General features: G+C 73.5%; 10 protein-coding genes. 5 read left to right on the top strand and 5 right to left on the bottom strand.

From position 1 onward, the window contains the following. Window position 1 precedes the first annotated feature (1 nt). The 5 genes from ABGB14_RS05205 to ABGB14_RS05225 are packed head-to-tail and all read left to right on the top strand — an operon-like array spanning window position 2 to window position 8012. Window positions 2-1069 carry a thiopeptide maturation pyridine synthase gene (locus ABGB14_RS05205; RefSeq protein WP_347643124.1) on the top strand — a complete coding sequence of 356 codons (1068 nt, stop codon included), beginning with the start codon at window positions 2-4 and terminating at the stop codon, window positions 1067-1069. Continuing rightward, window positions 1066-2421, top strand: coding sequence for a SagB family peptide dehydrogenase (locus tag ABGB14_RS05210; RefSeq protein ID WP_347642373.1), 1356 nt, complete (start codon window positions 1066-1068; stop codon window positions 2419-2421). Before ABGB14_RS05205 ends, ABGB14_RS05210 begins: the two co-directional genes overlap by 4 nt. Next, window positions 2418-4364, top strand: a complete 1947-nt coding sequence (locus ABGB14_RS05215) for a hypothetical protein (RefSeq protein ID WP_347642374.1) — start codon at window positions 2418-2420, stop codon at window positions 4362-4364. The genes ABGB14_RS05210 and ABGB14_RS05215 overlap by 4 nt, the downstream gene beginning before the upstream one ends. Next, on the top strand, window positions 4357-6294 hold the full coding sequence (locus ABGB14_RS05220) for a TOMM precursor leader peptide-binding protein (protein WP_347642375.1): 1938 nt from the start codon (window positions 4357-4359) through the stop codon (window positions 6292-6294). The genes ABGB14_RS05215 and ABGB14_RS05220 overlap by 8 nt, the downstream gene beginning before the upstream one ends. An 8-nt stretch (window positions 6295-6302) precedes the next feature. Further along, the gene (locus tag ABGB14_RS05225) at window positions 6303-8012 is read left to right on the top strand and encodes an ABC transporter ATP-binding protein (protein WP_347642376.1); all 1710 of its coding nucleotides are present in this window, start codon (window positions 6303-6305) and stop codon (window positions 8010-8012) included. A 26-nt stretch (window positions 8013-8038) separates the two neighbouring features. Here the strand turns inward: ABGB14_RS05225 and ABGB14_RS05230 are convergent, their stop codons facing one another. From ABGB14_RS05230 to ABGB14_RS05250, 5 genes are all read right to left on the bottom strand, one after another. Continuing rightward, a complete protein-coding gene (locus ABGB14_RS05230) occupies window positions 8039-8842 on the bottom strand; it encodes an ABC transporter permease (RefSeq protein ID WP_347642377.1) in 804 nt (267 codons plus the stop codon). Continuing rightward, a complete protein-coding gene (locus tag ABGB14_RS05235; protein WP_347642378.1) occupies window positions 8839-9804 on the bottom strand; it encodes an ATP-binding cassette domain-containing protein in 966 nt (321 codons plus the stop codon). The genes ABGB14_RS05230 and ABGB14_RS05235 overlap by 4 nt, the downstream gene beginning before the upstream one ends. A gap of 18 nt (window positions 9805-9822) precedes the next feature. Then, window positions 9823-10761, bottom strand: a complete 939-nt coding sequence (locus ABGB14_RS05240) for a DUF4097 family beta strand repeat-containing protein (RefSeq protein WP_347642379.1) — start codon at window positions 10759-10761, stop codon at window positions 9823-9825. Further along, window positions 10761-11291, bottom strand: a complete 531-nt coding sequence (locus ABGB14_RS05245; protein WP_347642380.1) for a hypothetical protein — start codon at window positions 11289-11291, stop codon at window positions 10761-10763. The genes ABGB14_RS05240 and ABGB14_RS05245 overlap by 1 nt, the downstream gene beginning before the upstream one ends. Before the next feature lie 124 nt (window positions 11292-11415). Further along, complete coding sequence (locus ABGB14_RS05250; protein ID WP_347642381.1) at window positions 11416-11877, bottom strand: Lrp/AsnC family transcriptional regulator; 462 nt, start codon at window positions 11875-11877, stop codon at window positions 11416-11418. Window positions 11878-11932 lie beyond the last annotated feature (55 nt).

The raw sequence follows: 11932 nt of genomic DNA on the forward strand, positions 1-11932 counted from the left end.
CATGCGCTGGCAGAGCTTCCACGTGTTCTACGGCGGCGACCAGGACCGCCTGGTCGCCGAAGGTGTCCGGCCGTTGTTCGCCGCACTCGCCGGGGAGCTCGGTCCAGGACACCGCGCCTATTTCGTCAGGCACTGGCGTCGCGGGCCCCACCTGCGGCTGAACCTGCTCACCCGGCCCGGCGGCACGGACCTGGCACGGCAGGCGGTGGACGAGCACATGAAAGCCTTCCTGGCCGCCGCGCCCTCCACGGCGCCCCGGCGGCCGGAGGCGGAGATGGCCCTGCACCGGAGGCTCGCGGAGCTGGAGGGCGAACCCGGCCCGCTGGCGCCGTGGGCACCGGACAACAGCGTCGAGGAGGCGCCGTACGCCGGGCCGCGGACCTACGGGGGCGCGTCGGTGGCGGCCGGCCTGCTGGCCGAGCACCTCGCGGCGACCACCCCGCTGGCCTTCGACATCGCCGGTCATGTCATGGCCGGTGGCCGCAGGCTGGCCGTGGCGTTCGACCTGATGATCACGACGGCCGGCCTGCTCGGCGGCGGGCTGAGCGCGGGGCTTGTGTCGTTCCGCTCGCACGCCGAGGCCTTCCTGGCGACCTGGCCCGAGGGGGACGGCCGGCGCGACCTGTGGGACGGGCACTTCGCCGCGCACGAAGCCGACCTGGTGGAGCGGACCCGGCGCCTCGCGACGCCCGGCGCCGCCCCCTTCACACGGGCGTGGAGCCGGGCGCTGACCGCCTATGCCCGCCGTGCCCGGGCGGAGCTGCGCGCGGGACGGCTCCGGGTGGACGGCGACGACAGCGGGTGGGAAGGCCCGGAGCCCGGCAGCCCGTTCCACCGCGCCCTCGCGGCGGAACGAGGGTGGCCCGAGCTGCGCGACTCGGCGACGTTCGCGATGAACAGGCTGCTTCTCAACGCCACCTACAGCGAGCTCACGCGGCTGGGCGTGACCCCCGCGGAACGTTTCCTGCTCTGCCACCTGGCGGCCGGTGCGGGGGAGAGGGTCTGCGGCGTGACCGCCCTGGACGCCCTGCGCCAGTCGACCGGCGGCGAGCGGCGGGAGGACGCATGACCCACGATGCGAGCCCGATCGGCGCGGACGTGAGCGATCGGACCGAGGAGAGGGTACGGCTGCGGCACGGTGTGACCGGCACGGTCACCGACGACGGGTACGTCCTGGTGCGCTGGCCGCACGCCCAGGACCTCGGCGTGATCACCCCACGGCAGCGGGCGCTGCTGCTGCGGCTCGCCGACGAGGACGTCCCGGCCGGCCAGGACGACGACGAGCTGCTCGCCACGCTGCGCGCGGGCGGGTGGCTGCGCGTCACGGTGGAGCTCGACGGCCGCCCGCTGTACACGCTGACGCCCATGCCGCCGGTCCAGGCGGAGCAGCCGGTGCCGCCGGAGGCGGTGTTGTCGCGGTTCGCCGTGATCCGGCGGAGCAGGGAGGGCATGGAAGCGGAGTCGCCACGCGCCCGCTGCACCTCGTTGCTGCACGACATGTCGTGCCTGCCGGACGCGTTCGACCCCGAGCCCCGGTCCCGGGCGGGACGGCTGCTCAGGGCCGGGCTGTGGCGCGCCGGGCTGCTGGCCCTGCCGGGCACCGAAGGCGACACCTTGCCGCTCAGCCAGTGGTCGGCGCACGAGCTGTGGTTCCACGGCCGCAGCCGCCGTACGACGGGGCTCGGACGCACGCACGGGCGCACCGACTGGGCGGCGGGGCACTTCCCGGTCCCCCCTCCGGTCCGCGAGTCGAGCCCCGGGCCGGGGGTCGCCCTGCATCGGCCCGACACGACGGCGCTGGGGGCCGGAGACCCGCCGCTCGCCGCCGTGATCGGCCGCCGCCGCTCGATCAGGCAACACGACGACCAGCGGCCGCTCACCGCCGCCGAGCTCGGCGAGTTCCTGTTCAGGTGCGGGCGCAACCAGCCGACGACGGACGAGGAGCACGTGCGGCGGCCCTATCCGTCCGGCGGGATGGCGTACCCCCTGGAGATCTATCCGGTGATCAGGCTGGTGGCCGGGGTCGAGCCCGGCCTGTACCGCTACGACCCGCAGGCTCACCGGCTCGAACAGGCCGGCGCCATGACGAACGCCGTACGCCGGCTGCTGCGCGACGCCTCGGTGTCACTGCACGGGCGGGTCGCCGCCGACCCGCAGGTCGTGCTGGTGGTGGCGGCACGGTTCGGGCGGGTCATGTGGACCTACAGGGAGATGTCCTACTCGCTGATCCTCAAGGACGTCGGCGTGCTCTTCCAGACGATGTACCTGGTGGCCACCGCGATGGGGCTGGCGCCCTGCGCGCTCGGGGTGGGCGACGCGGGAGCCTTCGAGGCGGCCACCGGGCTCGATCCGATGGTCGAGGGCAGCGTGGGCGAGTTCGCGCTCGGCAGCCGCCTGCCGGAGCGGAGGGCCGTGTCGTGAAACTCTGGCTGCGGGACGACGTCTACTACGCCGTCACGGACGAAGGAGCCTGCTTCCTCACCTCCAGAGGGGAGGTGCGGTTCGAAGGGGCCGCGGTCGGGCGGTGGATCGAGCGGCTCGTGCCGCGCCTCGACGGGCGGAGCACCCTGACCGACCTCACCGCCACGCTCGATCCGGACCGCACGTCGTACGTCGAGCGCCTGGTGGGTGCGCTGCGGCAGAGCGGCATCGTCACGGAACCGCCGGACGACCCCGCGCCGACCCCGCTGAGCCGGGAGTACGCCCGCGAGATCGGCTTCCTGGCCGCGCACGGCGTCCACGACCGCCGGGCCTTCCTCGGCTACCGGGCTACGGCGACCCTGGTGACGGGGGCCGGCCGCCTGCTGGAGGAGCTGGCCGCGGCCGCACTGGCCTCCGGCCTGGAAAGCGTCACGGTCGCCGAGGAGCCGCCAGGGGAGGGCGAGGCGCCCCGCCGGGACATCGCGGTCCGCGACGCGGGCCAGAGGCTGCGGTGCTGGACCGGGGACCCCCTCGCCGAGCTGCCCCCGGAGACCGGACTGGTGCTTCAGGTGACGTCCGACGCCGCACGGGCGGCCCGCCTGTCGGAGGCCTGCCGCGAGGCGCGCGTACCGCTGGCGCAGCTCGTGCTGAGCCGCCGGGACGAGGCGTGGCTGGTCCCGCCGGACGCCGACTGGGCCGGTGCCTGGCCGCGGCTGCGCGCGGTCGGGGGCGAACGCCCGGACTCCCGCGCCGAGCCGCCCGCGCATGCGGGGCGCCTGCTGACGCTCAGACTCGTGCAGGCGGCGTTCCGCACGCTGACCGGCGCCGTTCCCCCCGCCTCGCGCGGCCTGCTGACCAGGGTCGCCACCGATTCCATGGAGAGCACGGAACACCGCTGCGCGCCTCATCCCCTCGCGCGTCCCGCGACCGCTCCGGACGCCGCGCGCCGCACGCCCGCGCCGCCGTCGGGGGAAAGGCTCAGCCGGGCGCGGGTGCTGGAGGCGGGCGCGGAGGCCGGAGACCGGCTGCTCGGCTGCTTCACGCCGGTCGAGACGGACTGGGCGCAGCTCCCGCTGCGCGTCCGCAGGGCCCTGGTCCCCGACCCGGCGGGCAGGGACGGCCCGCTGGTCGTGGACGGCTCCGGATTCCACGACGACCACGCGCGTGCCCGGATGACGCTGCGGGCGCTGGCCGCCTACGGCTCCCTGGTGTGCGACCCGCGGCGTCTCACCGCCGACGGCCTGATCCACGGGTACGAGCCGGACGAGCCGGAACGGGTCCGGCCGGTTCCGGCGGGCCAGGTGTTCCCCGGCCATCCGCTCGCGAAAGCCGGTGGCTTCCCCGACGTCCCCGACGTGACCGGCGGCTGGCCGCGTCCTGGCGTGGCGGCGGGCCAGGACTGGGCCGAGGCCGTGGGCGCGGCACTGGCCGCCCAGGCGGCCAGGCTCACGCTCGCCGCCCTGCCGCACACCGCCGCCCGCCATCCGCGCGTCGACCTCGACAGGGCGGCACTGGACGCGGAAGGCGAACGCGCCCGCGCGTTCCTGCGGGTGCTCGGGGAGGACGTCGAGATCTACGACGTCACGGGGCCTCTCGGCGTGCCGGTGTACGTGCTGCGCCGCGCCGGGACCGCGCTGGCCGCCGCCGCACTCGATCCCGCCGCCGCGTTGGGCGACGGGCTGCGCAAGGTGCTCCAGGCCATCCAGTCCGAGGCGGACGGCCGGCCCGCGTACGCGCCGCCCGGCGTACCCGACCTGCCCGCATCCCGCCGCGCCTCGCCGGGCGACCCGGCCTCGCCCGTCCGTCCCGCGCTTGGCCCCGCGCAGGCCGCGGCCCGGTTGCGCGCGGCCGGGCGCGTCCCGGTCGCCGTACCACTCGACCACGACAGGAAAGTCGCCGAACTCATGCCCTATCTCGTGCACGTGGTGTTGTGCGATGCCTGACGAAGTGCTGCTCACCGGCGACGGCCTGCTGAGCACGAGCATCGCGACCGCGCTGAAGGAACAGGGGATCGCCACGAGCCCCGCCACCCCGGGGGCCGCGGGTGAGCCGTACCTGCTGGTGGCCGCCGACGACGGATGGAACACCGCGCGCACCGCGGCGGCGCGCGCGACCGGCGCCCGCCTGGGCCTCCCCTGGCTCCGGGTGCGCGCCGAACTCGGCCGCATCGTGATCGGGCCGCTGGAGAGCGCCGGCCGGCCCGGATGCGTGAGTTGCGCGGAAGCCCGGCGACGGCGGGCGAACCCCCACCGGCGCGTCCAGCGCGAGGTGCTCCGCCGCAACCGCGCGCGGCTGAGCACCCGGCCGTCGCCCTCGCTCACCGCGCTCGGCGCCGAGGCGGCGGCGACCCTCGTGGCCGAGGACGCCATGCGGATCGGGACGGGCGGGCGACCGGCAACGGAGGGCGCTCTCCTGCTGCTCGACCTGGAGACGCTCGCCGTCAGCCGGCACCCCGTGCTCCCCGACCCGCTGTGCCGCGTGTGCGGCGGGGCGGACGAACCGGACCCGGTGTCCTTGTCGGCCAGGTCCGCGCACGGGCTCCACACCTTTCGTGCCCGCCCGATGGACGAGCGGCTGGAAGCCCTGGAGAAGCTCTACGTCGACCCCGTCACCGGACTCGTGCGTTCGCTGGACACCTTCGCGGGCGAGGGGCTGGTGCTCACCGAAGCCCCCGTCGGCCTGCGGGGCGGCGAGACGGAGAACGGTTACGGCCGGGCGGGCACGGTACGGCACAGCCGCCTCGTCGCCCTGCTCGAGGCGCTTGAGCGGTACGGAGGCGCGTCCCCCTCCCATCCGCGCACGGTCCACGCCGCCTACGCCGACGTCTCGGACAGGGCGCTCGACCCGCGCGCCCTCGGGCTCTACCCGCCGGAGCGGTACGCGCTCGACGGCTTCGGGTTCCGGCCGTTCACCGAGGACGAGCCCATCACCTGGGTGTGGGGGCATTCCCTGGCGCGCGGGCGGCCCATCCTGGTGCCGCGCTCGCACGCCTACTTCGCCGCGGCGCACACCGGAGGGAGGCACGAGCACGGCCTGGTCTACGAGGTGTCGAACGGCTGCGCGCTCGGCTCCTGCCTGGAGGAGGCGGTGTTGTTCGGGCTCATGGAGGTGGCCGAGCGCGACGCGTTCCTGCTCACCTGGTACGCAAGGCTTCCCGCGCCACGGCTCGTCACCCGCGGGGACGATGCCGAATCGGACCTGATCCGGGCGTCCATCGAAGCCGAGACGGGTTTCGAGGTGCACCTGTTCGACATCACCGTCGAGCAGCGCATCCCGTGCGTGTGGGCGATGGCCGTGAACCCGGACCCGGCCGGCCCGGCGCTGGCGTGCGCGGCCGGTTCCCACCCGGATCCGGTGCGTGCCGTGCGCAACGCGCTGACCGAGCTGGGACCCGGGACGCGGTCGCTGCTGGCCCGCTACCCCGGGCAGGAGGCGCGTGCGCGCACCATGGCCGCGGACCCGCGCCAGGTCCGCGAGATGGAGGATCACGCACTCGTGTACGGCGACCCCGGCACCGCCGGCCGCCTGTCGTTCCTGACGGACTCGCCAGGCAGGCGGACGCTGGCCGAGATGCCGCAGATCACCGAGTACGGCGGAACGGACCTGCGGGACGACGCCATGAACGCCGCACGCCGCTACCTCGACCGCGGCATGGACGTGATCGTGGTCGACCAGACCGCGGCCGAGCACCGGGCGGCCGGCCTCGTCTCCGTGAAGGTCATCGTGCCCGGCACGCTGCCGATGACCTTCGGCCACGACCATCGGCGCGTCGACGGCCTGCCCCGGCTGTACGAGGTGCCGCGCCTGCTCGGCCACCTCGACCGGCCGCTGCGCGCCGACGAGGTCAACCCGCATCCCCATCCGTTCCCATGACCGCGCCCATGACCGAACCTATGACCGCGCCTGTGACGGGGCCCGAGCTCACGACCTGGGGGGCCGCCCGCCGGATCGGCGGCTGGTTCCGGCCGTACCGGCGCCATGTCATCGGGTCGTTGTCCCTGGTGCTGGTGTCCGTGCCGGTGAGCGTGGCGTCGCCGCTCCTCATCCAGGTCGTCATCGACGAGGCGCTACCCAGCCGCGACGCAGCGGCGCTCGCCCTGCTGTGCGGCCTGCTCGTCGCCCTCGGCCTGCTCGGCAGCGTCCTCGCGGTCGGCGAGATCGCCTGGTCGAACTGGGTGGGGCAACGAGTGAGCGCACAGCTGCGCATGGACCTGTACGACCGTGTCACCTCGCGGCCACTCGGGTTCTACTCCGAACGGTCGGCCGCGGAGACGCAGGCCAGGCTGATCAGTGACGTCGACGGGGTCGACAAGCTGGTGACGGGTACGGCGCAGCAGGCGCTGGGCGCGATCACCTCACTCGCCGCCGCCGCCCTCGCGATGGCGATCCTGAGCTGGCCGCTCGCGCTGGTGTCCTTGGCCCTGGCGTGGCTGCTGAGCCTGCTCAACCGCCGCTTCACGCTGCGCCGCCGTGGGCTGGCCCGGCAACGGCAACGGCTGCTGACCACGCTGATGCGGTACGCGGCGGAGGACCTGTCGGCCGGCGGCGTCCTGCTGGGCCGCACGCTCGGCCGTACGGCGGCACAGCGGCAGCGCTTCGCGCAGGTGTGCCAGGACGTGCGTGACGTGACGATCCGCCAGCGCGTCACGGGGGCGCTCGCCTACATGGCCATCGGCGCGTCCTTCGCCTGCGTGCCACCGATGATCTTCTGGCTGGCCGGGACGGTGCTCGACGGGCTGTCCGTCGGCACGGTGGTGGTCATGGCGCTGTTGCAGATGCGGCTGTCGTCGCCGATCGAGACGCTGTTGCTGCTCAGCGGGTCCGTGCAGGCCGCGGTGGCCAAGTTCGAGCGCATCGCCGAATATCTGGACATCCCGGAGGCGCAGCCGATCGACCGCCCCGGACCGCCTCGTCGTGAGGCCGTGACCGGCGTGTCGGCGGTCCTCGTCGGAGTCGGCCACGACTACGGCGGTGGCCGCCGCCCGGTCCTCGATGACGTCAACCTCGTGGTGGCCGCCGGGACGGTCACCGTCCTGACCGGCCGCACCGGCTCCGGCAAGAGCACGCTCGGGCTCGTCCTCGCGGGCCTGCTGACCCCCGCACGAGGCGAGGTCCTCGTCGACGGCGCCGCCAGGCTGCGCGACGTCGCCACGCTCGTCCCCCAGCACACGACGATGTTCAGCGGGTCGATCCGGGAGAACCTGGCCTTCGCCCGGGACGGCGTGACCGAGGAGGAGATGCGCGCCGTCCTCGCGGCTGTCAGCCTCGACAGCCTGGTCGACGCGATGCCGGACGGTCTCGACACCCCCGTGGGGGAGGACGGCCACCAGCTGTCCGGCGGCGAACGCCAGCGCCTGGCGGTCGCCCGCGCCCTGCTGGTCCCGTGCGGCCTGCTGATCGTGGACGAGGTGACGAGCGCGCTCGATGGAGTGACCGCCGAGCACGTCTTCTCCGTCCTCCGCCGCCACTGCCGCGACAGGGCGCTGGTGGTCATCACCCACCGGTCCCCGTCGGCGGAGCCGGGCGACCGGCTGCTGGTCGTCGAGGACGGGCGGCTGCGTCCCGCGATGTCGTACGAGTGGGCGCCCTGATCCGCGCCCGCCGACGACGTCGTGGTTCACCGGCTGACGGCCCTGGTGTACAGCCGCGTCGCCAGCGGCACGAACACGACCAGGAGCAGGACCGACCACAGCAGCGACACCGGCACCGCGTGCTGCAGCGGCCAGGCACCGGGCGCGGGGATGGCCGGGCTGGTGTTCCCGAACAGCTCGCGTGCGGCCTGGACGAGCGTGGAGACCGGGTTCCACTCGGCGATCGGCTTCAGCGGTCCGGGCAGCCGCGCGCTGTCGACGAAGGCGTTGGACAGGAAGACCAGCGGGAGCGACACGATGGTGGCGACGTTGTTGAAGACCTCGGGCGTGCGCAGGGCCAGCGCGACCGTGGCCGTCACCCAGGAGAAGGCGTACGCGAACAGCAGCAACATCAGGAAGCCGAGGGCGGCCTCCAACGGCGAGCTGTTGATGCGCCACCCGGCGAGCAGCCCGACCAGCGTCATGGTGACGATGCTGGTCAGGTTCATGATGACGTCGCTGACGGTCTGGCCGGTGAGCACCGCCGAGGGCGACATCGGCAGTGTCCTGAACCGGTCGAAGATGCCCTTCTGCAGGTCCTGCGTCAGCGTGTAGCCGGTGATCTGCGCGCTCGTGGTGATCGTCATGACGAAGATCCCGGGGAGCATGTATTCCGCGTACGACATGCCGGGCAGGCTGATCATGCTGCCGAAGACGTAGGTGAACAGCAGCACGAACACGATCGGGAGGATGACCACGCCGCCCAGCAGGTCGGGAGCTCTGCGGATCTTCAGGGCGTTGCGCTTGGCGATCGTCATGCCGTCAGCGGCTGCCAGCCGCAAAGCGTTCATCGGAGGCTCTCCTCGGTCGTCTCGCCGGACTGGTGTCCCGTGAGGCTCAGGAACACGTCGTCCAGGGTCGGCCGGCGCAGGCCGGCATCGCGTACGGTGATCCGCTCGGCTGCCAGGCGGCCGAGCGCCCGGGTCAGTGCGGCCGCGCCGCCGGCCACCGGGATCGTCACCCGCAGGGCGGCGGCGTCGATCTGCATGTCCCCGAGGGCCAGCGGCGCCAGCGTTCTGGCGGCGGTCTCCAGGTTCGCCGCGTTCGTCACCGACAGCTGGATCCGGTCGCCGCCGACCTGGTCCTTCAGCTCGTCGGCGGTGCCGAGCGCGATCACGCGCCCGTGGTCGACCACGGCGATGCGGTCGGCGAGCTGGTCGGCCTCCTCCAGGTACTGGGTGGTGAGCAGCACCGTCGTGCCCGCGGCGACGAGCTCGGCGATGACGTCCCACAGGCCGATCCTGGCCCGGGGGTCGAGGCCGGTGGTGGGCTCGTCGAGGAACAGCACGGGCGGGTCGGCGACCAGCGCGCCGGCCAGGTCGAGGCGGCGTCGCATGCCGCCGGAGTAGCCCTGCACCGGGCGATCGGCGGCGTCGGCCAGGTCGAAGCGCTCCAGCAGCTCGCGGGCGCGCTGCCGGCTGCGCCTGGTGCCCAGATGGTAGAGGCGGCCGACCATCTCCAGGTTCTCGGCGCCGGTGAGGTGGTCGTCGACGGCGGCGTACTGGCCGGAGGCGCCGATGCGGGCGCGCAGCCGGCGCGCGTCGCGGACGACGTCGAGTCCGGCCACCGTGGCGTGCCCCGCGTCCGGCTTGAGCAGCGTGGTGAGGATGCGCACCGTGGTGGTCTTGCCGGCGCCGTTCGGGCCGAGCAGCCCGAACACCGTTCCCTCGGGAACGGCCAGGTCCATCCCGTCGAGGGCGGCCACGTCACCGTACTTCTTGACCAGTCCCTCGGCCACGATCGCGTCAGGCATGAGAATCTCCTCGGTCGGTCAGGAACGGTGGATGACGATGTCGCCGTGGGTGGTGTGGGCCCGCACCTCGACGACCTGGTCCGTCTCGGCGGGGGCGTCGCCGGGGTCGAGGGAGACGTCCACGGCGCCGTACGTGGAGCTCACGTCCAGCCAGGCGGCGGTGCCGTCGCGGATGCCGAGATCCAGGCCGCCGCCGGTGGTCTCCATGGTGATCGAGCCGGACACCACCTCGCCGATCTCCACGCCGGCGTACGCGGTCTTGACGGTGACGCCGGCCAGGGCGCGGTCCACGGTCATGTCGCCGTGGGCGCTGTTCAGCCGCAGGTCGCCGGTCACCTCGCGGAGGCGGACGTCGCCGTGGGAGGTCTTGACCGCGGCGGTGCCGTCGATCTCGCCGATGTGGATGCCACCGTGGGTCGTGGTGACCTCGGCGTGCCCGGTCGCGCGGGTGACCGAGATGTCGCCATAGGTGCTCTTCAGCCGTAGCCGGCCGGCCTGCTCGATCCGGATGTCTCCATGCGAGGTGCTGATCGTCACCTCGCCGAGCGATCCCCGGCACAGGACGGCCGACGCCGTCCTGGCATCCAGGCGGGAGCCGGCCGGCAGGTCGATCGTCACGTCGACCGAGCCAGGGCCGTGCAGCAGCGAACGTGCCCAGGTCGCGGGCGACTCGACGAGCCTGTCGAGCGACAGGCCCCAGCCGGAGGCCGGGCCGGCATGCTCCCTGCCGGTCCGCACGAGGAGCCTGCCGCCGGCGTAGTCGGCCTCGGTGTGCTCGGCGGCCAGCACGTCGGCGTCGTTGAGCCGGTCGCTCGGGCGGACGTCGACGACCGTGTCGGTGCGGTCGCTCGCGTTGATCCGGATGGTGGCGGCCGGCAGGTCGATGACGGCAGAGATGGGTTCGGGGGTGTCGAAGGTCGGCACGGCGGTCCCCTTGTCGTGGGTCGGCATGGTCATCAGCGCACCCAGCCGCTGTAGTGGTTGCCGCTCCGCTGCGCCGGGCGCCGGCCGGAGCGGCGATCGGCGTCACCGGGATCGAGTGCGGCGGAGACGGCCCGGACGAGCCAGGCGTTGACCGACAGCCCGTCCCGGGTGGCGGCCTCCTCGATGCGCGGCTTGAGGTGCTCGGGGACCCGGAGCGAGATCCGGGACGTGCCGCCGTCGTCGGCGTCGGGGGGCGGCAACGGGGCGGGCGGTCTGTCGGCCTGCCCGGTCCCGCCTTCCTCCGCGAACGAACGGGCGTCCGGCGGTGGCGTCACGACGAAAGCGGGGTCGCGCCCGCGCAGGCGCACTTCGACAGAGCCTGGTGCGAGGTCCTGGGTGATCTCGTCCGCGGCGGCTGACAGAGCCTCCAGCAGCGCGAGCCGGGCGGCCGACTCGAGCGTCGCGGCGAGACGTTCCGCCAGCGCACGCGCTTCCTCGCCGCCCGCCCCCGCGGCGATCGCGAGCTCGCGGCGGAGGTGATCGACATACGGCGCAAGGTCCATGACGTCATAGTGGCATCATTATGACGTCATGGCAACGCATGAGAGGGCTGTTCATGGCGTCATGAAGACGCGAGGCAGGCGTGTACGAGCGGGCGCGACCGGCGCCGAAGTCAGGTGAGCAGGGTCAGGTGAGCAGGGGGACGGGGCGGTCGACGACCATCTCGTAGACCAGGTCGGTGGTGATGGAGCCGACACGGGCGAGTTCGGAGGTGATCTGCTCGAGGTCGCCCATGCCGGTGGCGACGATCTCCATCACGTAGCAGGACTCTCCCGTGACGCGCAGGCAGCGCACGATCTGCGGCCGGTCGGCCAGGACGGCCTTGACCTTGTCGTAGAGGGAGCCGTGGACCTTCATCCGGACGATCGCGCGCAGGGTGTAGCCCAGGGCTTCGGGCTCGACACGGGCCCGGTAGCCCGCGATGACTCCCTGCTCCTCCAACGCGCGCAGCCGGATCCGCGTGGCGGAGACGCTGAGCTGGATGATCTCGGCGAGCCTGGCCAGGGTCGCGCGTCCGTCGGTCTGGATGGCGGCGATCAGGGCGCGGTCCACGTCATCCAGTGGCCTGACGTCTGGCGTGTTCGTCATAGGTGCAGGATTCCGCATATTCTGCGTCGATATCCCCAATGGTCGAACGATTGCG

The organism is Nonomuraea sp. B10E15 (assembly GCF_039871615.1).
Classification (GTDB): Bacteria; Actinomycetota; Actinomycetes; order Streptosporangiales; family Streptosporangiaceae; genus Nonomuraea.